Source organism: Aeromonas sp. PS2Canimalfood6, from assembly GCF_048276795.1.
GTDB classification, from domain to species: domain Bacteria; phylum Pseudomonadota; class Gammaproteobacteria; order Enterobacterales; family Aeromonadaceae; genus Aeromonas; species Aeromonas caviae.
The window spans coordinates 19,167-42,739 of sequence record NZ_JBLUXC010000007.1 but is presented as its reverse complement, the minus strand read 5'-3'; the positions used below and the strand labels follow the sequence as shown (position 1 = coordinate 42,739).

The following is a 23,573-nucleotide window of genomic DNA, read 5'->3' as shown; positions in this document are numbered from 1 at the left end:
CGCGATTTTGTGACGCGAGCCGAGGAAAACGTGAGTCAAACATCCTTACATCATGCCCGATTGGACTGGAACGAAGCGGGAACTCCAGTCTCCAGTGAGTTCGGGGATGTGTACTTTTCCAATGATAACGGTCTAAGTGAAACCCGCTACGTCTTTTTGCAGCAAAATCGACTGCCAGAGCGATTTTCGCACCACGATAGTGACAGTTTCGTGATTGGTGAAACAGGTTTCGGTACAGGACTTAACTTTCTGGCCACAATGGCCGCCTTTCTGGAACAGGCCCCCCTGTCCGGCAACGGATCCCGGCTGCACTTCATCAGCGTCGAGAAATACCCTCTTACCCAGGCCGATCTGCGCAAGGCCCTGGCCGCCTGGCCCGAGCTTGCCCCCTTGAGCCAGCCTCTCATCGACCAGTGGCCGTTGCCGGTCTCCGGCTGCCATCGCCTGCTCTTTGCCGATGGCCGCATCCGCCTCGACCTCTGGTTTGGCGACATCAAGGAGATGCTGCCCCAGGTGCCCCATCCGGCAACCGGTCTGGTGGACGCCTGGTATCTGGACGGTTTCTCCCCTGCCAAGAACCCAGAGATGTGGACCCAGGATCTCTTCGACGATCTCGCTCGCCTCGCCCGCCCCGATGCCACCCTCTCGACCTTTACCTGCGCCGGTTTCGTGCGACGAGGGCTGATTGCCGCCGGCTTTGCCATGAAGAAGGTGAAGGGCCACGGCAGCAAGCGGGAGATGCTGGCGGGTGTTCGGGAAGGCAAAGTGCCGCAGCAGAGCATCGCCCCCTGGTATGCCCGCCCCGCAGGGCGGGAGGGAGAGGTGCTGCTCATCGGTGGCGGCATCGCTTCCGCCATGACGGCGCTCTCTCTGGTGGAGCGGGGTCGGCACGTCACCTTGCTGTGCGAAGATGGCGAACCGGCCAGCGGCGCCTCCGGCAATCGGCAGGGGGCGCTCTACCCCCTGCTCAACGGCGAGCACGATGCCCTGTCGCGCTTCTATTCGCTGGCCTTTGGCTTTGCCAGAAACCGGCTGCTGGCCCTGGCAAAGCACCACCCCGTCGCCTTCTCTCTGTGTGGCGTCACCCAACTCGGCTACGACGACAAATCCGCCGCCAAGCTTGCCAAGATGAGTCAGGGCCCCTTCCCCCCTGAGCTGATGCACCCACTCTCGGCAGCGGAGGTTGAGCAGGTGGTCGGCCTGCCCTGCGATGCGGATGGCGTGAGCTATCCCCTGGGGGGCTGGCTCTGTCCGGCGGATCTCACCCGCGCCGCCATCAGGGAGGCGCAGGCCAGCGGGCGGCTGGAAGTGGTGTTCAATGCCGCTGCGACCCACATTGCCGAGCAGGACGGTGGTTGGCGAGTGGAGAGCCGGGATGGCCGCCAGTGGCGTGCCCCCAATCTGGTGGTGGCAGCCGGGCATCAGCTGCCAGCCCTTCTCCCCTTTGCCGAGCTGCCGCTCTATCCGGTGCGCGGCCAGGTGAGCCATGTGCCAACCACGGCTGGCTTGAGCCAGCTCAAGACCGTGCTCTGCTACGACGGCTACCTCACCCCGGCCCACAACGGTGCGCACTGCATCGGGGCCAGCTATGGCCGCAACCAGACCGATCTTGCCTACCGCGCCGACGAGCAGGAGCAGAACAGGGCGCGGCTGCAAGCCTGTGTGCCCCATCAGCGCTGGCCTGCCGAGGTGGATGTGAGCGGCAACCAGGCGCGGGTGGGGGTGCGCTGCGCCAGCCGGGATCACCTGCCGGTCGCCGGACCCGTCGTCCGGTTGGCGGCGCTGGTGGATCATGACGTCAACGCCCCCGCGGATCAGCAGAGCGCGCTGCCCCTGCACGCCGGCCTCTACGTGCTGGGGGCGCTCGGCTCCCGGGGTCTGTGCTCGGCGCCCCTGTGCGGCGAGCTGGTCGCCAGCGAGATCTGCGGCGATCCCCTGCCGCTGGCCGCCGATCTGCTGGAGGCGCTCCACCCCGCCCGCTACTGGGTGCGAAGACTGCGTAGGGGCAAACCGCTGCGCGACTAGCCACCCAGGAGCCGGGGCTGCCCGCCTCCACCCCATTGGCGCACCAACAAAAAAACGGGCTCAATCAGCCCGTTTTTTTATGTTTCCCATGAGTGGCCATGGGCCTGTACACGTGTTATCAGCCAGCCCTGGGCCAGACGACCCCCAGCTTGCGCCCCTGATCGGTCTGGCTGGCCAGGGTGTCGAACCGCGCCCGGGTTGCCTCCAGCACCGCCTGCCCTGCCTGCCAGCCCTGATGCTCCAGGGTTGGGCAATCCCGGGTCACCGGCAACTGGGCGAGGCGCGTGCCAAGCTGGCTCACGCTCTCCAGCAGAATATCCTTGTGACGGCTCTCGTAGTCAAACATGGCGGCCACCAGCTTGTCCCATTTCTGGCGCTCCTTCGCGGGCGCACGGGCCTTGTCCATCCAGTTGGGCACCCTGACCTGGATGCGGGCACGAACGCTGGCCTGCTCCAGCTCGCAGCGTGTCGCCGTCGCCTTCGTCTGCAACTGCCAGGAGAGCTGATAGCTGGCCTTGCCGATGTGCCCGTCCGCCTGGGTGGGCGACAAGGCGGTGATCTGGCGCATCACGGCCCCCACATCGGCCCCGGAGACCCGATAGAACTGGAAGTCGACCTTGATATCGGGGGCGACCTTCACACCGGCATAGTGGGAAGGTACAGCACCGATTGAGGCGGCATAAATGAGGGCCACCGTCACCCCTGTCTTGCTGAAGAGTCCCATCTGTCCGCGGCTTTGCTCCTTGTGAGTCCCGGCTTAATTTCAATTAATAATCAATGAATTAATAACCCGATAGGGAGATTACCCCTGATCCAGCCCCCTGTCATCCGCTCTTGGCACCCGGTTACTGCAAACGTGCGAGTCATCACCCCGGCTCAGGCGGGGATTTGCAGTCGAGATCACAAGCTGCCATCGAATGGATGGTGAAATACTCCTTAGTGGGTAATATCCGCAGTGTTTTTGTTGGCCGATGCCGGATAGTCCAGCGCAACCCTCTGGTGAGCCCTGGCAGGCCACCCCCTCACTTCAACTCTTGGGAAGGTTTTATGATAGAACTCCTGATCGGTACCCTGGTCACCCTGGCCGTGGGTCGCTACATCTTCAAGGGCTACTCCGCCACCGGGGTACTGCTCAGCGGCGGCCTGCTGCTGCTGGCGATCACCGCCCTGATGGGCAAGGCGGTGCTGCCGGCGAGCGTCCCCTCCACCGGCCACATGGCCACCGACATCTTCGAATACGTGCGCTTCCTGCTGGTCGACAGGGGGGGTGGCCTCGGCATGCTCATCATGGTGCTGTGCGGCTTTGCTGGCTACATGAGCCACATCGGCGCCAACACCATACTGGTGAAGCTCGCGAGCAAGCCCCTCGGTGTCATCAAGTCCCCCTACATCCTGCTGGTGGCCGCCTATCTGGTCGCCTGCGCCATGTCGCTGGCGGTGAGCTCCGCGACTGGCCTCGGGGTTCTGCTGATGGCCACCCTCTTCCCGCTGATGGTCAACATGGGGATCTCCCGTGGCGCGGCAGCGGCGGTGTGCGCCTCGCCGGCCGCCATCATCCTCTCCCCCACCTCGGGGGACGTGGTGATGGCCGCCCAGGCCGCGAACATGGAGCTCATCGAGTTTGCCTTCAAGCTGACCCTGCCCATTTCCCTGGTGGCCATCGCCGCCATGGCGGTGACCCACTTCTTCTGGCAGCGTTATCTGGATCAGAAGGCCGGGGAGCACAACGCCGCGGTCGCCCCGAGCGATCTCGTCACCGACGCCCCCGGCTTCTACGCCATCCTGCCCTTCACCCCCATCATCGGTGTGCTGCTGTTTGACGGCAAACTGGGGCCCAAGCTCGACATCGTCACCATCATCGTCATCTGCCTGGTGCTGGCCGCCCTGCTGGAGCTGGTGCGCAAGCGCAACGGCCGCGAGCTGCTGGACGGACTGCAGGTGTGCTGGCGCAACATGGCCGACGCCTTCGCCGGCGTGGTGATGCTGCTGGTGGGTGCCGGGGTCTTTGCCCAGGGTCTGATGGGGCTCGGTTTCATCGCCAACCTCCTGGATCTGGCCCAGAGCTTCGGTACCGGCGGCATCGTCATCATGCTGGTGCTGGTGGTCATCACCACCCTGGCGGCCTTTACCACGGGTTCCGGCAACGCCCCCTTCTACGCCTTCGTGGAGCTCATCCCCCATTTGGCCACCAGCCTCGGCGTCAACCCGGCCTATCTGGTGATCCCCATGCTGCAGGCATCCAACCTCGGCCGCACCATCTCGCCGGTCTCCGGGGTGGTGGTCGCCTGTGCGGGGATGGGCAATCTCTCTCCGTTCGAGGTGGTCAAACGTACCTCGCTGCCGGTGGCCGTCGGCCTGCTGGTAGTGATCCTCACCACCCAGATCATGGTTCCCGCCTGACTCTTTACCGGCCCGGCTGCCGCCGGGCTGGTATCCCCCCCACCCCATGCAGTAGACTCGGTGCTCTTTTTTCCTAAGGAGGACCGAGCCTTGAGTATGACGGTTCAACTTGCCCACTTCAGCGACTGCCACTCCCATTTCGATGGCGCCCCCATGCGCTTCTCCCCCGATGGCGAGTCCGAATGGCGCACCCAGTGCGGCGGCTATGGCCGCATCCTGACCCGGCTCACCGCCCTGCGCCAACAGGCCGAGGCAGCCGGCCAGACCTGCCTGCTGCTGCATGGCGGCGATACCTTCCAGGGGTCACTTTACTTCAACCGCTTCAAAGGGCGGGCCAATGCGGACCTGCTGGCCCTCTTGCAACCGGATGCCATGGTGATCGGCAACCACGAATTCGATCTGGGCAACGGGCCGCTGGTGGAATTTTTGCGCCAGCTCGATTTCCCGGTGCTCGCCGCCAACATCGACAACCGTCAGGAGCCCGCCGATGTCCCGCTGCGGCTGCAGGGACTGCCGCGGCTGTTTGACGCGAGCCGCCCCTGGCACAAGCGCGTCATCGACGACGTGCCCTTCGCCCTGCTCGGCATCACGCTGCCGCAGATGGCCGCCATCGCGAGCCCCGATCCCCACACCCGTTTCCACGGTATCGAAGAGACCTTGAGCCGCGCCCTCGGCGAGATCAAGGCCGCCGGCATCCACCACATCATATTGCTGAGCCACCTGGGTCTGGCGCAGGACAAGCGACTGGCGACCCGCTTCCCCGAGCTCAGCCTCATCGTCGGCGGACACACCCACAGCCTGCTGGGGGATCTGGCGCCGCTCGGGCTCGACAGCGAAGGCAGCTATCCCCTCATGGTGAACGGGGTGGCCATCCTGCACGCCGCCCACAGCGCCCTCTGTCTCGGGGTGTGCGAACTCACCTTCGACGAGCAGGGACGCGTGTGCCAAAGCCGCGGCCAGCTGGAGTGGTTACCCTGGGATCCCTGGCCCTTTGCTTCCCCGCCTCCTGCGGGGCTGCACTTCTGCGAACCGGCCCCCGAGCTCGAGCAGCATCTGGCCAGACGCTATCGCCCCGAGCTCGAAACCATGACCCGGCGCGTGGTGACCCGGCTCGCTGATCCGCTCCATCACCAGCGCCTGCCCGATGACAGCCTGCCCGCCGGCAGCCAGGTCGCCCCCCTGGTAGCGAGTGCCATGCTGGCCAGTGCCCGCGAACAGGTGGGTCAGGTGGACTTTGCCCTGCACAATGCCGGGGGCGTACGCTGCTCCCTCGAGCCCGGCCCCCTGACCGAAGCAGACGTTGCCGGACGCCTGCTGCCCTTTGCCATTCCCCTCACCCTCTACCGGGTGCACGGCCATGAACTGGCCGAAGCGCTGGAGGGGGCCATCGACAACGCCACCAACAACGGGGGGACGGGCAATGGCAGCGGCAGCTTCCCCTATACCGCCGGGGTGCGCTTCTGCTATCAGGCCGACAGACCCAAAGGGGAGAGGATCACTCGCCTGGAATGGGAAGCCAGCCCTGGTCAGTGGCAGCACGTCGAGCCGGATGCCATCTATCGCGGGGTCTCCAGTGCCTATACCGCCTCCGGCAAGGAGGGCTACACGGCCCTTGCCCGCACCCTGACCCAGCACAATCAGGAGCTCGGCATCACCCTGGCGGATGCCTTCCTGCGCTGGGCACGCCACCTGCCGGAACTCAGCCCCCTGCCGGCCTTGGTGGAGTATCACGGCCAGTGAATCTGGCACCGGCCCATCCCGGGTCGGTGCCGCCTTTCCCCCGCATAGGGGAATCCTGATCCGCTCCCAGGCGCAGGCCCCCTACCATGCAACCTCAGGCTGTGACGCCCGACTGCGCCAGCCCTGTCTTGTGATGGGGCCTGCCAGTGCAGCCAGAGGCGTGAAAACGATACTTTTACGAATTATTTCAGGTGCCTACACTTCTTCCATTGCATCGTGCAGCCCGGCTCGGCAAGATAAGCCCGCTTTTTCAGTCTTTCCCGCAGGAACAGGTCACCCATGAATCATGCCATCCGCTTTACCCCGCACCGCCACAATCCCGGGATCAGGCCGTCGGTCATCTTGCTCACCGCCCTGATGGCTCTGCTGTTCTGTCTGCGCAATCCGCTGTTCCACGGCATGGCCCCGGGATTTGATGCCTCCCTGTTTGCGGTGATGGGCAAGATGTGGAGCGAGGGGGGCGTACTCTATCGGGACATGATCGACATCAAGGGTCCCATGATCTTCGCCCTCGATGCACTGGGCTATGGCCTTGGTGGCTTCTTCGGGATCTGGCTGCTGGAGTGGGTGCTCTGCTGGCTGGGCCTCATGGCGAGCTGGCAGGCTTTTTCGCAGCTCGGGCTCTCGGTGCGGGCGCGACTTGGCAGCATGCTGGCCCTGCTGGCGCTCTACAGCACTCGCTACTACTACGGCAACATGACAGAGGACTGGACATTCCATCTGGCCCTCATCGCCCAGTGGGCTTTCATCACCATGCTGCTGGACAAGCGATTCAGCTGGGGACCGGCCCTGGTCGCCGCACTCACCTTCGCCATCGTGGCCTGGATGCGCACCAACAACGGCGCCTTCTGGGGTGCCTGGTATCTGGTGCTCTTCTGTCACTGGTGCCTGCGCGAGCAGTGGCGCTGCGCCTTTGCCCTGCTCTTTTCCAGCCTGCTTGGACTGGCCCTCGTCGGCGGCCCGCTCTATGCCTACTTCCAGCACCACGACGTGCTGGCCGAGTTCAAATACTACGCCTTCGGCATCTTCTTTGAAGGGAGCTACGGCAACGGCTTCTCTCCTGAGGTGGGCGCCGTCGGTCTGCTGCGCACCGGCCTCATCATGCTGCTGCCCGCCTTCCTCGTGCTGATGCTCGGGCGCCGCCAGGAGTGGTATCTCCCCGCGCTGTGCGCCACCCTGCTGGGGGTGCTGTTCACCCTGATCGCCAACTCGGTCTCCGGCCATGTGTTCGATCACTATGACGTGCTCTATCTGCAGCTTGGCCTGCTGCCGCTCGCCTGCCTGCTGGACAGAAGCGAGCAGCGATCCGATGCCCTGGGGCTACTTTGCATCTCCCTGGTGGTGCTGACCGCCAGCTGGTTGCTGGCCCAGCAGCTCGGCTATGGCTGGAGCACCAAGGAGTGGTCTCTGGAGCGGGTGCGCGAGGTGCTCGGCAACAGCCTGCTGTGGGCCTTGCCCGTGCTCATTCTGGTCCCGCTCTGGCGCGCCTGGGACGTGCGAAGCGCCACCCCCTGGCTCGCCTCGCTGGCCATGCTGGCGCTGCTGGTCAACAACGCCTGGGAAGGCAATCTCAAGGGCAGGCCGTTCAATCCCCCCGCCCAGGTCAGGGTCGATCGTATCCTGGCCGAGACGGCGCCCACCGACAAGATCTGGGTCGATGGCATCCAGCCGCAATACTACCTCTGGACCGATCGCCAGCCGGCCTCCGCCTATCTGTTCTTTGCCAACGTCAACCCGCCCTACGATGTGCGCGAGCGGGTGCTGGCTGACATCCAGCGCCAACAACCCAAATTCATCATCGCCAAACCGGAGCGGGTGGCACAGGAGCTCAAGACTCCGACCTCCCCCTCCCACCTTGCCTTCTACCAGTATCTGGCAGCCCAGTATGAAGAGGTGGACCCGGGCCTGTACCGGCGCCGCTAATCAGGCACACAGAAGGGGCCATCCTGGTGGTGGCCCCTTTTCGTTGTCGTCATAAAGAGGGGGGCCGACCATGTTCAAGGGGCCCCATCCTGACTACAATGGCGCTCTTTTTTGCGGCAGAGGGAAGAATCATGGCGGAGCTGACTTATCTGGGGGGCTATCCGGAGCCACTCAAGGCTCAGGTACAGCAGTTGATTGCGGCGGGCAAACTCGGCGAGATGCTGGCCAAGCGCTACCCGCAAACCCACCTCGTCCAGAGCGACAAGGCGCTGCTCGCCTATACCATGGAGCTGAAGAACCGCTACCTGAAAAGCTCCGCGCCGCTTTCCAAGGTGATCTTCGACGGCAAGATCAACGTGATCAAGGATGCCCTGGGACTGCACACCTATGTCAGCCGGGTGCAGGGCAGCAAGCTCAAGGCCAAGAACGAGATCCGCATCGCCGCCCTGTTCAAGGAGGCCCATCCCGCCTTTCTCAAGATGATAGTGGTGCATGAGCTGGCCCACCTGAAGGAGAAGGATCACAACAAGGCTTTCTACCAGCTCTGCCAGCACATGGAACCGGACTATCATCAACTGGAGTTCGATCTCAGGCTCTGGCTCACCTGGCGTGATATCGAGCGTACCGCCCGCTGATCCCCTTGCAAGGAGGCAAGATGCGCCCATGGCACACACCTGTCCAGCCCGTTCGCCATGGGCACTGGTTGCTCCCGGGGCTGATGCTCTGGCTCTTCTCCCTGCCGCTGTCGGCCACCGAACGCTGGCAACGTGATGACTACCTTGTCCAGAGCTTCATGGAAATCGCCATGAAACGGGAGTATGGCCATGAACAACAGGAGCACTTCTCCCGCTGGCCGGGCCCCGTGCGTCTCAAGCTCGTCAACGAATTCGGCGACAAGCCGCTACAGGCCGAGGTCGTCAAGGTACAGACCCGTCACCTGAGCAGGATCACCGGTCACCCCATCGAGATTGTCAGCGACAACCCCAATCTCACCCTCATCATGACCCGGCACAAACAGATGGCGAGCTGGGCTGCACGCACCATGCGCCAGGACGAGTCGGTGCGCATCGCCCTCAAGGAGGGGATCTGCCTGGCCAATTTCGCCACCAACGCTCGCTACGAGATCACCCGTGCCACCATCATCATTCCGGTGGATTACAGCCGGGCAAAGGGCCGTTTTCTGGATTGCGTGGTGGAAGAGCTGAGCCAGGTGATGGGGCTGCCCAACGACTCGGACAAGGTGTTCCCCTCCATCTTCAATGACAGCAGCATCGACAGCTTTCTGACCGGGCTCGATTACGTGTTGCTCAAGCTTGCCTACCACCCGGCATTGCAACCGGGCATGACGGCGGACGAGGTACGCACGGCGCTCCCCACCGCCCTCAAGGCACTGCGTGCCAATGGCGACATCGCACAGGCCACCCAACGAGTGCAAGTCGACAGCCTCAAGCGTTGGGCGGGACTCTGAGCGCAGCCAGAAACATTACTCTTTCGCCTTTCGCCTTTCGCCTTTCGCCTTTCGCCTTCATGGTCATGCGCTTACCCCATCAACGCAACACGCAGCCCATGGCTGCGTGTTTTGAAGAGCGGTTCGGCAAAGCCGGTACAGGGATCATCACCCGACTGGAGGTTCCTCCTCGCGCCCTGGTGGATCACGACGATGTTTGCCGCTGAGAGCTTATCTTCAGGCCTCCAGAGCCTCTTCTTCCGGCATCCAGCTATCGGCGTTTTCCCACACCTCCTGCACCATGGCTTCGGCCAGCTCCTTGTCTTCCTTGCTGGCGCGACTGACCGTCAGAGCCATGGCACTACCCGGTGCCACCCGCACATGCAGATCGGGAAAGCGCTCACCCAGTTGCTTGAGCAGCTCCTGGCGCAAGGCCTCCATGGTCGAGGTGGGGATCTGGTGTTTTCTGTCGATGATGATTTCCAGGCGCATAAGGTACGTCTCCATGATAGTTTACTGTATTTTTATACAGTATTTTTAAAAAGTAAAGATGGTGGCTGCACATAGGCCCTCACCGCTCACACCTTCTCGCTGACGATGTGCAGCCGAACGGCCCCGATTTTCCCCCATCGCTGTCATCATGGAAAAAACAGTTGATATTGATTCTCATCCATCGCATTATCCATCTCTTGTTATAACATAACAAAAGAGGCAATCATGCGCCCCCATATTCACCCTGAATACCGCAAGGTTCTGTTCCGCGATCTCGCCAGCAATACCTACTTTCTGATCGGCTCCACGCTGGCCACCGATCGCACCAGAGAGTGGGAAGATGGCAACACCTACCCCTATGTGACGCTGGATGTCTCCAGCGCGTCCCACCCCTTCTATACCGGCAAACAGAAGCAGGTCGGCAAGGAAGGTCAGGTCGCTCGCTTCGGCCAGCGATTCGGTCAGTTCTTCAGCAAAGGAAAAGAGAAACAATGAAAGTCCTCGCCTCCCTGAAATCCGCCAAGTCGCGTCACCCGGACTGCCAGATCGTGCGTCGGCGCGGCAAGTTGTTCGTCATCTGCAAGAGCAATCCCAGGTTCAAGGCTCGTCAGGGCTGATTGCGCATCCGCCCCTCATGGATAACAAAAGCCCTCGTCATGAGGGCTTTGTCATCTCTGGGCTCTGCTCACAGCGGGGTGGCGCACTTGCGGTACTCGGTGGGGCTGACCCCTACCCGCTTTCGGAACACCCGCGAGAAGTAGAGCTGATCGTCATAGCCCACCTGCTGGCCTATGGTGGCGACCGACAGCGGCGTGGTCTGCAGCAGCAGCTTGGCCCGCATGATGCGCTGATCCTCGCGCCAGCGCACTATGCTCACCCCCACCTGCTCGCGAAACAGGTGCGCGAGGCGCGAGGGAGACAAGAATACCTGCTCCGCCAGCGCTTCCACCGAGATCTCGGCCGAGAGGGACTCGCTCAGGATCTGGCACGCCTCGTGGACCCGGTGATCGATGGCGGGATAGGCATTCTGGGACGATGCCTCGTAGCAGCGGATGAGCAACCGCTCCAAGAGGTTCATGGCCAGTTGCTCCGACATGGGCCGCAGCTGCTTGTGGGTCTCCTCGATGTCGAGGAAGAGGGCGTCGAATTCGGTGAGCAGCTGGTTGTCCGCCAGTTGCAGTCGCCCCACCTGCTCCGTCACCTGGGGCCACTTGAGCCAGTCAGTCCAATAGGCCCGCGGCCGGAAATAGACCCAGCGGTGATACCACTCCCGGGCATCCGGCGCCCGGCCGTAATGGTGCACCGCCGCTGGTGGAAAGAGCAGCAGGTCGCCGGGTTCCACGGTGAAGGCCTTGTCCCCCTGAAAGATCTGCCCCTTGCCCTTGATGGTCAGATTGACGATGAACCCCTTCATGCCGTGGGGCCTGTCGATGGTGAAATCCAGCGCGCTCCCCTGCTCGATGGGAGTCATCCCCGAGACCAGGAAGACGTCGAAGGCGTAGCCAGGCAGCAGGGGATTGAGTTGTTTCGGCTTCTCTTTTTGCATCGAGGACATGGCGGAAAACAGGGTTTCGGTAAAAAAGTCGACATGGGCCATTGTAGAGATCCGGCGTAGGAACCCCCTATGTTCGCAAGCTGTTCGTTGTGAAATTGTTGAACTGGCTCACAGCTTGCCGGGGAAAACACCGGGCCGGCGCGAGGCCGGCCCGGTGACGAGGAAAGACATCGCTCAGATACGGGCTTTGCGCACCTGCTTGTAGCGGTCGAACAGCACGGCGGCGAGCAGGATGAGGCCACGCACCACGTACTGGGCAAACGGGGAGATGTTGAGCAGGTTCATGGCGTTCTCCATCAGCCCCAGGATCAGCACCCCGGCGATGATATAGGATATCTTGCCGATCCCCCCCTTCATGGAGACCCCACCCAGCACGCAGGCGGAGATCACCACCAGCTCGAAGCCGATGGAGGTCATGGGCTGACCCGAGGTCATGCGGGATGCGAGGATGATGCCGGCGAGCGAGGCGATGAGCCCGGTCATGGTGAAGATGATGATCTTGGTGCGCACCACGTTGACCCCGGCCAGACGCGCCGCCTCCTCGTTGCCCCCCATGGCCAGGGTATTGCGCCCGAAGGTGGTCTTGTTGAGCAGCAGACCGAACAACACGAAGCAGACAGCCGTCAGCCAGATGGGCGTCGGGATGCCAAGCAGGGCGGAGTTGCCAAGCTCGAAGAAGCCCTCCTCCACGATGCCCACCGCCTTGCCGTCGGAGATGATGTAGCCCACCCCGCGCGCCATCTGCATGGTGGCAAGGGTGGTGATGAGGGCGTTGATCTTGAATTTGGCCACGACGATGCCGTTGATGAGGCCAAAGACAAGGCCCACCGAGAGACCGGCCAGAATGCCGAGGGGGATGCTCTCGGTGGCGTTGATGCCCACCGCGCAGGCAACCCCGGAGCAGGCCACCACGGAGCCCACCGACATGTCGAACTCGCCGGAGGCGAGGCAGAACAGCATGCCGCAGGCCACCATGCCCGACATGGAGACGGCAAGCCCGAGCCCCCGCATGTTGATCAGGCTGGCGAAGTTGGGGACCAGCACGCAGGCGAGCAGGAACAGGATGGCGAAGATCACCAGCATGCCGTACTGATCCCAGATGCGGGTCAGTTGCAGGCGGGTACCGCTCGCCGCGGTGTCGTTGGCGGCTTGGCCGACCGAGGTCGTTGTTGTCATGGTATTTCTCCTGAAAATTCCGGGTGCTATCTCGTTGCGGTCAGCAGATCAACGGGCCGGCATGGCCAGATTGAGCGCCTTGACCTCGTTGGCCTCGTCGTGGGAAAGCTCGCCGGCGATCTCCCCCTCCCGCATGACCAGGATCCGATCCGCGATGCCCAGCACCTCCGGCAGCTCGCTCGAGACCACCACCACGGCGATGCCCACCTTGGCCAGATCGTAAATCACGTTGTAAATCTCGTTCTTTGCCCCGACGTCGATGCCTCGGGTCGGCTCGTCGAGCAGGATCACTTTCATGTCTTCCGACAGCCAGCGTCCCAGAATGGCCTTCTGCTGGTTGCCGCCGGAGAGGTTCATGATGGCCTGCTGGGGAGACGGGGTCTTGACCCGCATGTCGCGGATCCGCAGCCTCGCGTTCTCGTCCTCCCACTTCTGGTTGATCCAGAAGCCTCCCCACGCGTGGTGGCGGCGGGCGCTGATGTTGATGTTCTCCTGCACCGAATGGATGGGGATGATGCCGAGCGCCTTCCTGTCTTCGGTGCAGAGCATGATGCCGCTGCGAATGGCATCGATGGGGCTCTGAATGACCACCTGTTTGCCAAACACCGATATCTCGCCCCCCCGAGGTGTCTCGGCGCCGAAGATAAGCTTCATCAGCTCGCTGCGCCCGGCCCCCACCAGCCCGAAGATGCCGAGGATCTCCCCTCTCTTTACCTCGAGCGACACCGGCGCCTTGAGGCCGGGTCCCATCAGGTGCTCCACCTTGAGGCCCGCCTCGCCAAGCGGCCTTGGGCTGTAACCATAGATGTCGGTCAGTTCGCGCCCCACCATGGTCTTGACCAGCAGATCCCGGTCCACCTCGGCCATGGAAGCGAAGGTGCGCACGAACTGGCCATCCTTGAACACCGTGATGGCATCGCACAGGGCGAAGATCTCGTCCATGCGGTGGGAGACGTAGAGAATGACCTTGCCCTCGTCCCGCAACTGGCGGATGACCCGAAACAGCTGCTCAATCTCGCGGGACGAGAGGCTGCTGGTCGGCTCGTCGAAGGCGATGACGCTGGCGTCCCGGGTCAGGGCCTTGGCGATCTCCACCATCTGCCACTGACCCAGGGACAGGTACTTGAGCGGCGTCTCGGGGGAGACATCCATCCCGAGGCGTGCCAGCTGCCTGGCTGCATCCTGATAGAGCTTCTCCCGATCGATGACGCCGCGCCGGGTCGGCAACTGCCCCAGGTAGATGTTCTCCGCCACGCTCATTTCAGGGACCAGGTGCAGCTCCTGATAGATGATGGCGATCCCGCTCTCAAGGGCATCGACCGTGTTTTGGAACACTTTCTCCTGACCCGCCAGCTTCACCACCCCGCGGGTGGGCGCCTGAAAACCGCTCAGGATCTTGAGCAGGGTGGACTTGCCGGCCCCGTTCTCTCCCATCAGCGCGTGTACCGTGCCCTGCTGGCAGGCGAAGGAGACGTTCTGCAGCGCCTTGACGCCGGGAAACTCCTTGCTGATGCCGCAAAACTCCAGATATGGAACTTGATTCATGAGATGACTCCAGCCAGCCGGCACGGCGCACTCCGCCATGCCGGCATGGGTATCAAGGGATGGGGATCACAGCCCTTTCTTTTGCAGCTCGGCCTTGAAGTTGTCGCGGGTGATGAGTACCACGTCGGTCACCTCGGTGAACTTGGCAGGCTCGGCGCCGTTGACGACCCAGTCATGGAGCATCTGGATGCTCTTGTAGCCGTGTACGTCCGGGCTGGGCAGCAGGGAGCCGAGGAAGCCGGTGGCGCTGGACTTGGAGAGCTCGTTCACCGCATCCACCCCGTTGATACCGATGCCGATGACGTTCTCCGCCTTGAAGCCCTGCCCTTCGGTAGCGCGCACGCCGCCGAGCACGGTGTTGTCATTCATGCCGACGATGAGCCAGTTCTTGACCTCGGGGTGTTGCACCAGCATGGAGTTGGCGGCATCCAGCGCCCCCGGAATGTCGTTGCTCTTGGTGGGCGCGCGGAAGATCTGGCCCTCGGGGAAACCGGCGGCCTTGAGCGCGCCCAGGGAGCCCTCGACCCGGCGACGGGCGGTGTCGAGCTCGTCGGCGGTGATGGCGAGCACCCCGGTCGCCTTTACGTCCCACTGGCGCTTTTGCATCTCCTTGTAGAGCTCCTGACCCTGACGCTCGCCAATCTTGGTGGCGGCCATCATCACCAGGGGCACTTGCTCCATGGGCTGGCCCTTGGCGTTGACGAACTGGTCATCCACCGTGATGACCTTCAGATCCATGCTGTTGGCCTTGGCCATGATGGCGGCACCGAGTTTGGGATCAGGGGTACAGATGACGAAGCCCTTGGCGCCATTCGCCGCCAGACTGTCGATGGCATTGAGGGTCTTCTCCCCGTCGGGGACGGCTATCTTGATCACCTCGAAGCCCAGTTCCTTGCCCGCCTTGTCGGCGAAGTTCCACTCGGTCTGGAACCAGGGCTCCTCGGGCTGCTTGACCAGGTAGCCCAGCTTCAGCGCTTCGGCCGAGAAAGCAGAATTTGCCATACCAAGGGCGAACCCCATCGCGATCATGCCTTTAACGATTTTGTTCATGCGAATGTCTCCAACGGTTCTATCAATCCATGTATCCACGCAGTGCTGCTCGTTGAGTCAATCAAGTCGCAGCCATATAAAAACATGCTTAAACAGGACGTTATTGTTGTTGCTGATTGAGCGAACCAAGTTGTAATCGTTTTCACAATTAAAAATGGAGAGCAGGATCACGCCATGAGATTGCAGCCATTTCGTCTATATAATTAGCAATTTCGTCACATATTGAATTTTAGAGAGCCGTCACCCTGTCGCACTGACAGCGTTAAAATCCATATTTCCAGCAGCCAATGGCTAACCGCCCCTCCTGCCCATCTCCTATGGTTCCCCCCAGTCACCCCTCATTGATGGTCAGGAGCACTTATGTCTGAGCACATCGTCATCGGACTCGATTTCGGCAGCGACTCGGTCAGGGCACTCGCCGTGCGCTGCCAGGACGGCGCCGAGCTGACGACCCATGTCGTCTATTACCCGCGCTGGCAGGCAGGCCACTACTGCCAACCGGTCAACAACCAGTTCCGCCACCACCCCCTCGACTATCTGGAGTCCATGGAGCAGGCAGTGGTGGCGGTGGTGAGCCAGCTCACGCCGAGTCAGCGCACCGCCGTGCGCGGCATCGGGGTGGACAGCACCGGCTCCACCCCCGCCCCCATCGACAGAGAGGGGCGCGTGCTGGCCCTGCGTCCGGAGTTTGCCGACAACCCCAACGCCATGTTCGTGCTGTGGAAGGATCACACCGCCATCGAGGAGGCGGAGGCCATCACCGCCCTGTGCCACGGCGGCCAGTTCCCCGACTACAGCCGCTACATCGGCGGCATTTACTCCTCCGAGTGGTTCTGGGCCAAGATCCTGCACGTCTCCCGCGCCGATGCCGCCGTGCGCGCCGCCGCCTGCAACTGGGTCGAGCTGTGTGACTGGGTCCCCGCCGTCCTGAGCGGCACCCAGGCCCCGGCCACCCTCAAGCGCGGGCGCTGTGCCGCCGGCCACAAGTCCCTCTGGCACCCGAGCTGGGGCGGCCTGCCGCCCGCCGACTTCCTCAATGCCCTGGATCCCCTGCTGACGGAGGATCTCGACTTCCCCCTCTTTACCGGCAGCTGGACCGCCGATCTCCCGGTCGGCACTCTGACCCCGGAGTGGGCGGAGCGGCTACACCTCTCCTGCGAGGTGGTGATCGCCGGCGGCGCCTTTGACTGCCACATGGGGGCGGTGGGAGCCGGGGCCGGCAACAATGCGCTGGTGAAGGTGATAGGCACCTCCACCTGCGACATCCTGATCGCAGATGAGGCCACCATAGGTGATCGGGCCATTGCCGGGATCTGCGGCCAGGTAGACGGCAGCGTGGTGCCGGGCATGGTGGGGCTGGAGGCAGGACAGTCCGCGTTCGGTGACATCTATGCCTGGTATCAGCGCCAGCTCGGCTGGCCCCTGGACAGCCTCGCCGCCCAGTATCCGGAGCTTCGCACCGCCATCGAGCGCCACAAGCAGGCCCTGTTACCCAGCCTCGCCGCCGCCTGGGATCAGCAGCGCGACCTGGCGCACCTGCCGGTGGTGCTCGACTGGTTCAACGGCCGGCGCACCCCCTATGCCAACCAGCGCCTGCAGGGCACCCTCACGGGGATCAACCTCGGCACCGATGCCCCCGATCTCTTCGGTGCCCTGGTGGCCTCCACCGCCTTCGGTGCCCGCAGCATCATGGAGTGCATGACCAGTCAGCAGGTGCCGGTGGAGCAGGTGATCGCCCTTGGCGGCATCGCCCGCAAGTCCACCACCGTGATGCAGACCTGCGCCGACGTGATGAACAGGCCTATCCAGGTGGTGGCCTCGGATCAGTGCTGCGCCCTGGGGGCGGCCATCTTTGCCGCCGTGGCGGCCGGGATCCACGCCGATGTGGCCAAGGCCCAGCACCACATGGCGAGCGCCGTGGAGCGCACCCACCAGCCACACCCCGAGCGGGTCGCCGAGTATGAACGCCTCTACCAGCGCTACCTCGCCTGGGGCGCCGCCGCCGAACCGCTCTACAACCGGGGGGTGCCGGCATGAACCTCAAGACCCTCAAGGATCAGGTGCTCGCCGCCAATCTGGATCTGCCGCGCCATGGCCTGGTGACCTTCACCTGGGGCAACGTGAGCGGCATCGACCGAGAGCGCAATCTGGTGGTGATAAAGCCAAGCGGCGTCAGCTATGAGCGGATGCGGGTCGAGGACATGGTGGTGCTGGATCTGGCGGGCAAGCAGGTGGAGGGGGACCTTCGCCCCTCCTCCGACACCGCCACCCACCTGGTGCTCTATCGCGCCTATCCGGAGCTTGGCGGCGTGGTGCACACCCACTCCACCCATGCCACCGCCTGGGCCCAGGCGGGGCGTCCCATCCCCATTTTCGGCACCACCCAGGCCGACTACTTCCACGGCGAGATCCCCTGCTCCCGCCTGCTCACCCCGGGCGAAGTGGAGGAGGATTACGAGGGGCTGACCGGTCATCTCATCGTCGAAACCCTCAAGCAGACCCCCATCCTCACCATGCCGGGGGTGCTGGTGGCCAACCACGGCCCCTTCAGCTGGGGCAAGAGCGCCGAGGATGCAGTGCACAACGCCGTGGTGCTGGAAGAGGTGGCCCGCATGGCCTGGCTCACCGGCCAGATCAACCCGGGGGCCCGCCCCCTGCCCGATTACCTGCTGGAGAAGCACTACCAGCGCAAGCATGGCAAACACGCCTATTACGGCCAGACAAAAGCCTAAAAGAGGACAAACTCATGGAATTGATGAAACAGCTGGAAGTGTGGTTCCTGGTCGGCAGCCAGCACCTGTATGGCGCCACCACATTGAAGCAGGTGGCCGATCACGCCCACACCATCGCCAGCCAGCTCAACGAGGGGGCGAACCTGCCCCTCAAGATAGTGCTCAAACCCACCGGTACCACCCTGGATGAAATCAGCGCGGTGGCCCGGGATGCCAACCACGACGAGCGCTGCGCCGGGCTCATGGTGTGGATGCACACCTTCTCCCCCGCCAAGATGTGGATCCCGGCGCTGAGCCAGTTGCAAAAGCCCCTGCTGCAATTTCACACCCAGTTCAACCGGGATCTCCCCTGGAGCGAGATCGACATGGACTTCATGAACCTGAACCAGACCGCCCACGGCGGGCGCGAGTTCGGCTTCATGGGGGCCCGCCTGCGGCTGCCGCGCACCGTGGTGGTGGGTCACTGGCAAGATGAAGAGGCCAGACAGAAGATTGGCAACTGGATGCGCATCGCCGCCGCCATCCACGACAGCCGCCACCTCAAGATCGCCCGTTTTGGCGACAACATGCGCAACGTGGCGGTCACCGAGGGCGACAAGATTGAGGCCCAGATCCAGTTCGGCTATCAGGTGAACTACCACCCGGTCGGCGATCTGGTCAAGGTGATCGATGCCGTGCCCGAGAGCGACATCGAGGCGCTGCTGGCCGAATATGAAGCGACCTACACCCTGACCGAGGCGGTGCTGGCGGGTGGGCCGCTGCGTGCCTCCTTGTACGAGGCGGCGCGCCAGGAGCTGGGGATGAAGAAGTTCCTCACCGACGGCGGCTTTGGCGCTTTCACCACCACCTTCGAAGATCTCTATGGTCTGCACCAGCTGCCGGGCCTCGCCTGCCAGCGTCTGATGGAGCAAGGCTTCGGATTTGGGGCAGAAGGGGACTGGAAGACAGCGGCCCTCTTGCGCACCCTGAAAGTGATGGGATATGGCCTTGCGGGGGGTGCCTCCTTCATGGAGGACTACACCTACCATCTGGAAGCGGGCAACAACCTGGTGCTGGGGGCCCACATGCTGGAGGTCTGCCCCTCCATCGCCGCAGGCAAACCCGTGCTGGACGCCCAGCACTTAGGCATAGGCAAGAAAGCCGATCCGGCCCGCCTGCTGTTCGCGGCCCCGGCGGGCAAGGCGGTCAACGCCAGCCTCATCGATCTCGGCAACCGCTTCCGCCTGGTGGTCAATCAGCTGGAAGTGGTGGACCTGCCAGAGGCCATGCCGAAACTCCCGGTGGCCAGCGCCCTGTGGAAACCCCTGCCGGACCTGCAGACCAGCGCCGAGGCCTGGATCCTGGCGGGCGCCGCCCACCACTCGGTGTTCACCCAGGCGGTGGACATCGAGCAGCTGCGCACCTTCGCCGACATCATGGGTATCGAGTTTGTGGTCATCGACGAGCACACCCGCATCCCCGCGCTCAAGGAGCAACTGCGCTGGAACGAGGTCTACTACAAGATCTGCCAGTGACCCTTTAATCGGCCAGCGGCCATCACCATGACTGTATGGAGATGGTATTCACCTGACAACAGCCCCGCCCGCGGGGCTGTTTCATTTCGCGTCCCTCAGGGATGACCCTCCCCCTCCAGCAGCCAGTGACAGACTCGCTGCACCCCGTGGCGCTGGCTGTCGGGCCGGGCGATCAGGGCGTATTCGTGATCCGTCTCCAGCACGGGGGCAAAGGGAGCGACCAGGGCGCCGCTCTCCAGCTCCTCGGCCACTATGGTGGGATCCCCGAGAGAGAGGCCAAACCCCTGCAAGGCGGCATTCATCGCCAAGTCCAGGGTATCGAACAGCTGCCCCCCCTGGGGCTGCCAGGGGATGTCGAGGAAGGCGGCGAACCAGTTGCGCCAGTCCCGCCTATCGGCGCTGGCATGGATGAGAGGCAGCAGGGGCAGCTCGTTCAGGTCGCGCTCGAACAGACGATGCTTGGCAGCAAACGCCGGGGCGCAGACCGGGGTCAGCCGTTCCCGAAACAGGGGCTGGCTGTGGGGATAGCGCCCCAGGCAGGGCTGGTAGACGATGGCGAGATCGAAGGGCTCCCGGGAGAAGTCGATGCCATGGCTATGGCTGCCACGCACCTCCACCGCCTCCCCCTCGAACGCCTGCAACCGCCGCAGCAGCCAGCGGCTGGCGCAGGAGGGCACCTTGATGCTGATCGCCTGTTCGTGGGGCAGGGTCTGCAAGGCGCTGAGCCCCTCCCCCATGCGGGCCAGCCCTTCACGAACGAAAGGCAGCAGCCGCTCGGCGGCGGGGGTCAAGGTGAGACAACGGGTGCCGCGCACGAACAGCAGGTGGCCCAGGCGCGCCTCCAGCTGGGCGATCTGCTTGCTCACCGCCCCCTGGCTCACGCACAGCTCGTCGGCAGCCAGGGTAAAACTCAGGTGGCGGGCAGAACACTCGAAGACCTGCAGACCATAGAGAGGCAACTGAGTACGCGGCTGGGTGGACAACATGACAAGCCTCCATGCTTGAGAAAAACTCATGCATACCATGCCGAATAATCCGTTGTCCGGCAAGCCTTGGGGGGGCTAAAAAGGGACCTCTTTCACACACGCAGGTGACGGCCCCATGTCCATCCCCCAGGTTTCCAGCAAACTGCCCCAGGTGGGCACCACCATCTTCACCGTGATCGGGGATCTGGCCGCCCGCCACCCCAGCATCAACCTCTCCCAGGGGGCGCCGAGCTTCCCCTGCGATCCCGAGCTCATCCGGGTGACCCACGAGGCCATGCTGGCCGGTGAAAACCAGTACGCCCCCATGACGGGGCTGCCTGCCCTGCGCGAACAACTGGCGGCCAAGATTGCAGCCAGCTACGGCCATCACTATGACGCGGGCGAGGAAATCACCATCACCGCCAGCGCCAGCGAAGCCCTGTTCTGCGCCATCACCGCCCTGGTTCACCCCGGCGACGAGGTGATCATGTTCGAGCCGGCGTTTGACAGCTACCGCCCCATGATCCAGTTGCAGGGAGCCACCCCTGTGGTGATCGCCCTCAAGGCGCCGGATTTCGCCATTCCCTGGGACGAGGTGGCCGCCCGCATCACCCCCCGCACCCGCATGATAGTGCTCAACACCCCCCACAACCCCACCGGCACCGTCTGGCAGGCAGGGGATCAGGAGCGCCTCGCCCGCCTGGTGCGCGGCACCGACATCCTGATCCTCTCGGACGAGGTGTACGAGCACGTGGTGTTCGACGGCGCCCTGCACCAGAGCGTCATCCGCTATCCGGAGCTGGTGGAGCGCTCCGTCGCCGTCTTCTCCTTCGGCAAGACCTTCCACGTCACCGGCTGGCGGGTGGGCTACTGCGTGGCTCCCCGTCCCCTGATGGAGGAGATCCGCAAGGTGCACCAGTTCGCCATGTTCGCCGCCGACACCCCCATGCAGTACGGCTTCGCCCACCTGTTGCAGCAACCGGCCCACTATCAGGGGCTGGCAGCCTTCTACCAGCGCAAGCGTGACCTGCTCGCCTCGGCCCTGGTGGATTCGCGCCTGACCCTGCTCCCCTCGGCGGGCAGCTTCTTCATGCTGGCGAGCTACGAGCGGGTAAGCGACGAGCCGGACAGCCTCTTCGTGCAGCGGCTCATCCGCGATCACGGGGTCGCCACCATTCCGGTCTCCGCCTTCTATCACGACGGCACGGATCAAAGAGTCATCCGCCTCTCCTTCTCCAAGGATGACGACACCCTGCTGGCGGGCGCCGAGCGCCTGTGCGCCGTCTAGGGGGCACCATGGATTCACTGCGCGTTGCCGTCCTCCAGATGGTCTCCGGGGATGACCTTGACCACAACCTGACCCAGGCCGAGGCGTTGCTGCGTCAGGCCGCGGCCGAGGGGGCAGAGCTGGCCCTGCTGCCCGAATATTTCTACCTGATGCCGGTCGATGAGCGGGCGCGCGTGGCCCTGGCCGCCCCCGTTGACGATCACCCCCTGCTTGCCTGGGTACAGGGGCTGGCCCGGGAGCTCGGCGTCTGGATCCTGGCCGGCACATTGCCGCTTGCCAGCCACGAGCCCAGCAAGATGCACAACAGCAGCCTGCTCATCGACCCGCAAGGGCAGCTCGCAAGCCGCTACGACAAGCTGCACCTGTTTGGCTTTTGCACCGGGCAGGAGCAGTATGACGAGGCCGCGACCATGACCCCGGGCCGGGAGGTGGTGAGCCATCCCCTGCCCTGGGGCGTGCTGCGCCTCGGGATCTGCTACGACCTGCGCTTCCCGGAGCTGTTTCGCCTGGGGCCCGCCCCCGATTTCATCGCCCTGCCCGCGGCCTTCACCCACACCACCGGGCTCGCGCACTGGGCGCTGCTGCTGCGGGCCCGTGCGGTGGAAAACCTGGCCTTCGTGTTTGCCAGTGCCCAGGGGGGACATCACCCCGGTGGGCGGCGCACCTTCGGCCACAGCATGATCATCGATCCCTGGGGCCGGATACTGGCCCAGGTAGAGGAGGGTCAGGGCATGGCCATCGCCACCCTGGATCTGGCAGCACAGCGCACGGTGCGCAGCCAGTTGCCGGCCCTCACCCATCGCAAGATAGCCGTCGGCCCTTGAGGCCGGCACCCTTTAGCACGCTAGGAATGACACCACACTTCAAGGGACTGACCATGAAACTCAACACACTGATGATGCTGATGGCCCTGGCCACCGCCGGCCAGGCCGCCGCCAAACCCCTGGTGATCGCCACCGATGCCACCTATCCCCCCTTCGAGATGGTCGACAGCAGCGGCAAGCTCGGCGGCTTCGAGGTCGATCTCGCCTATGCCCTGTGCGCGGCCATGAAGACCGAGTGCGAGGTGATCAACCAGCCCTGGGATGCCCTGCTGCCGGGCCTGCAGGTGCGCAAGTACGACGCCATCATGTCCTCCATGAACATCACGGACGAGCGGCGCCAGAAAGTGGACTTCAGCCAGGTCTACTACATGATGCAGAACCGCTTCGTGGGGCGCAGCGACAAGGCGGCCGACTTTGCAGACGATCCGGCCCACTTCAAGGGCAAGGTGATCGCGGTGCAGGAGGGCACTCCCCAGGACAACTTCGTCACCGCCCGCTATGGCGAGGTGGCCAAGATCAAGCGCTACGTCAACGCCCAGTCTCCCATGCTGGATCTGCAGTCCGGCCGCGCCGACTACACCTTCGGCAACATGGTGCAGTTGAAGGTCGGCTTCCTCGACAAGGAGATGGGCAAGCAGTTCGCCTTCGTCGGCCCCCAGTTCAACGGCACCCAGGACAAGATCCTGGGAGAAGGGGTGGCGGTAGCCCTTCGCAAACACGATGACAAGCTCAAGGCCCGCTTCGATGCCGCCATCGAGAGTGTCAAGGCCGACGGCACCTTCAACACACTGCTCAAGAAGTACCAGCTCGAAGATCTGCTCTGATCCCGGCATGCCGGCCCCCTGGACAGTTGCAAGGGGCCAAGGCAACAGGGCGGCCATTGGCCGCCCTGTGTCG

At 63.6% G+C, this 23,573-nt stretch carries 21 protein-coding genes; 14 read left to right on the top strand and 7 right to left on the bottom strand.

What is annotated here, in order from left to right; all coding sequences use genetic code 11:
* Positions 1-9 precede the first annotated feature (9 nt).
* Positions 10-2,025 (top strand): bifunctional tRNA (5-methylaminomethyl-2-thiouridine)(34)-methyltransferase MnmD/FAD-dependent 5-carboxymethylaminomethyl-2-thiouridine(34) oxidoreductase MnmC, encoded by a 2,016-nt coding sequence (gene mnmC, locus ACNPAA_RS04860; RefSeq protein ID WP_417891622.1) that lies wholly within the window; start codon positions 10-12, stop codon positions 2,023-2,025.
* Positions 2,026-2,143: 118 nt separating this feature from the next.
* Here the strand turns inward: mnmC and ACNPAA_RS04855 are convergent, their stop codons facing one another.
* Entirely contained in the window at positions 2,144-2,749 is a 606-nt protein-coding gene (locus tag ACNPAA_RS04855; RefSeq protein WP_045524720.1) for a DUF922 domain-containing protein, read from the bottom strand.
* Positions 2,750-3,072: 323 nt separating this feature from the next.
* Between ACNPAA_RS04855 and dcuC the strand changes: the two genes are divergently transcribed.
* The 5 genes from dcuC (at position 3,073) to ACNPAA_RS04830 (ending at position 9,556) form a co-directional block, all read left to right on the top strand.
* Positions 3,073-4,425 carry an anaerobic C4-dicarboxylate transporter DcuC gene (gene dcuC, locus ACNPAA_RS04850; protein ID WP_161470009.1) on the top strand — a complete coding sequence of 451 codons (1,353 nt, stop codon included), beginning with the start codon at positions 3,073-3,075 and terminating at the stop codon, positions 4,423-4,425.
* A 90-nt stretch (positions 4,426-4,515) separates the two neighbouring features.
* Positions 4,516-6,165: a bifunctional metallophosphatase/5'-nucleotidase gene (locus tag ACNPAA_RS04845; RefSeq protein ID WP_161470010.1), complete on the top strand. Its 1,650-nt coding sequence runs from the start codon at positions 4,516-4,518 to the stop codon at positions 6,163-6,165.
* 279 nt (positions 6,166-6,444) lie between these two features.
* Positions 6,445-8,088 carry a hypothetical protein gene (locus tag ACNPAA_RS04840; protein ID WP_043154071.1) on the top strand — a complete coding sequence of 548 codons (1,644 nt, stop codon included), beginning with the start codon at positions 6,445-6,447 and terminating at the stop codon, positions 8,086-8,088.
* Positions 8,089-8,219: 131 nt separating this feature from the next.
* Positions 8,220-8,723 (top strand): M48 family metallopeptidase, encoded by a 504-nt coding sequence (locus ACNPAA_RS04835; protein WP_010674483.1) that lies wholly within the window; start codon positions 8,220-8,222, stop codon positions 8,721-8,723.
* An 83-nt stretch (positions 8,724-8,806) separates the two neighbouring features.
* Positions 8,807-9,556: a DUF2927 domain-containing protein gene (locus tag ACNPAA_RS04830; protein WP_010674482.1), complete on the top strand. Its 750-nt coding sequence runs from the start codon at positions 8,807-8,809 to the stop codon at positions 9,554-9,556.
* A 216-nt stretch (positions 9,557-9,772) separates the two neighbouring features.
* Here the strand turns inward: ACNPAA_RS04830 and ACNPAA_RS04825 are convergent, their stop codons facing one another.
* Entirely contained in the window at positions 9,773-10,027 is a 255-nt protein-coding gene (locus ACNPAA_RS04825; RefSeq protein WP_010674481.1) for a DinI family protein, read from the bottom strand.
* A 225-nt stretch (positions 10,028-10,252) separates the two neighbouring features.
* Between ACNPAA_RS04825 and ACNPAA_RS04820 the strand changes: the two genes are divergently transcribed.
* Positions 10,253-10,522 carry a type B 50S ribosomal protein L31 gene (locus ACNPAA_RS04820; RefSeq protein ID WP_010674480.1) on the top strand — a complete coding sequence of 90 codons (270 nt, stop codon included), beginning with the start codon at positions 10,253-10,255 and terminating at the stop codon, positions 10,520-10,522.
* Positions 10,519-10,644: a type B 50S ribosomal protein L36 gene (gene ykgO, locus ACNPAA_RS04815; protein ID WP_010674479.1), complete on the top strand. Its 126-nt coding sequence runs from the start codon at positions 10,519-10,521 to the stop codon at positions 10,642-10,644. The genes ACNPAA_RS04820 and ykgO overlap by 4 nt, the downstream gene beginning before the upstream one ends.
* Before the next feature lie 68 nt (positions 10,645-10,712).
* Here the strand turns inward: ykgO and araC are convergent, their stop codons facing one another.
* The 4 genes from araC to ACNPAA_RS04795 form a co-directional block, all read right to left on the bottom strand.
* Positions 10,713-11,582: an arabinose operon transcriptional regulator AraC gene (araC, locus tag ACNPAA_RS04810; RefSeq protein WP_223915810.1), complete on the bottom strand. Its 870-nt coding sequence runs from the start codon at positions 11,580-11,582 to the stop codon at positions 10,713-10,715.
* 174 nt (positions 11,583-11,756) lie between these two features.
* Positions 11,757-12,758, bottom strand: a complete 1,002-nt coding sequence (gene araH / locus ACNPAA_RS04805; RefSeq protein WP_010674477.1) for an L-arabinose ABC transporter permease AraH — start codon at positions 12,756-12,758, stop codon at positions 11,757-11,759.
* A gap of 48 nt (positions 12,759-12,806) precedes the next feature.
* Positions 12,807-14,303: an L-arabinose ABC transporter ATP-binding protein AraG gene (gene araG / locus ACNPAA_RS04800; protein WP_010674476.1), complete on the bottom strand. Its 1,497-nt coding sequence runs from the start codon at positions 14,301-14,303 to the stop codon at positions 12,807-12,809.
* Positions 14,304-14,369: 66 nt separating this feature from the next.
* A complete protein-coding gene (locus ACNPAA_RS04795) occupies positions 14,370-15,353 on the bottom strand; it encodes an arabinose ABC transporter substrate-binding protein (protein WP_010674475.1) in 984 nt (327 codons plus the stop codon).
* A 360-nt stretch (positions 15,354-15,713) separates the two neighbouring features.
* Here ACNPAA_RS04795 and ACNPAA_RS04790 point away from each other — a divergent pair, with 360 nt between their 5' ends.
* The 3 genes from ACNPAA_RS04790 to araA are packed head-to-tail and all read left to right on the top strand — an operon-like array spanning position 15,714 to position 19,599.
* Positions 15,714-17,390, top strand: coding sequence for a ribulokinase (locus tag ACNPAA_RS04790; protein ID WP_368204037.1), 1,677 nt, complete (start codon positions 15,714-15,716; stop codon positions 17,388-17,390).
* A complete protein-coding gene (locus tag ACNPAA_RS04785) occupies positions 17,387-18,085 on the top strand; it encodes an L-ribulose-5-phosphate 4-epimerase (RefSeq protein WP_010674473.1) in 699 nt (232 codons plus the stop codon). The genes ACNPAA_RS04790 and ACNPAA_RS04785 overlap by 4 nt, the downstream gene beginning before the upstream one ends.
* Positions 18,086-18,099: 14 nt before the next feature.
* Positions 18,100-19,599, top strand: coding sequence for an L-arabinose isomerase (araA, locus tag ACNPAA_RS04780; RefSeq protein ID WP_010674472.1), 1,500 nt, complete (start codon positions 18,100-18,102; stop codon positions 19,597-19,599).
* Positions 19,600-19,694: 95 nt separating this feature from the next.
* On the opposite strand, the gene ACNPAA_RS04775 is transcribed toward araA, so the two are convergent.
* Positions 19,695-20,585 carry a LysR family transcriptional regulator gene (locus tag ACNPAA_RS04775; protein WP_010674471.1) on the bottom strand — a complete coding sequence of 297 codons (891 nt, stop codon included), beginning with the start codon at positions 20,583-20,585 and terminating at the stop codon, positions 19,695-19,697.
* Positions 20,586-20,700: 115 nt separating this feature from the next.
* On the opposite strand from ACNPAA_RS04775, the gene ACNPAA_RS04770 reads away from it, so the two are divergent.
* From ACNPAA_RS04770 to ACNPAA_RS04760, 3 genes are read left to right on the top strand one after another with little or no spacing between them, the layout of a single operon-like run.
* A complete protein-coding gene (locus ACNPAA_RS04770; RefSeq protein ID WP_010674470.1) occupies positions 20,701-21,852 on the top strand; it encodes a methionine aminotransferase in 1,152 nt (383 codons plus the stop codon).
* 8 nt (positions 21,853-21,860) lie between these two features.
* A complete protein-coding gene (locus ACNPAA_RS04765; RefSeq protein ID WP_417891621.1) occupies positions 21,861-22,676 on the top strand; it encodes a carbon-nitrogen hydrolase family protein in 816 nt (271 codons plus the stop codon).
* A gap of 53 nt (positions 22,677-22,729) precedes the next feature.
* Positions 22,730-23,500, top strand: a complete 771-nt coding sequence (locus ACNPAA_RS04760) for an ABC transporter substrate-binding protein (RefSeq protein ID WP_010674468.1) — start codon at positions 22,730-22,732, stop codon at positions 23,498-23,500.
* The last annotated feature ends 73 nt before the right edge of the window (positions 23,501-23,573 follow it).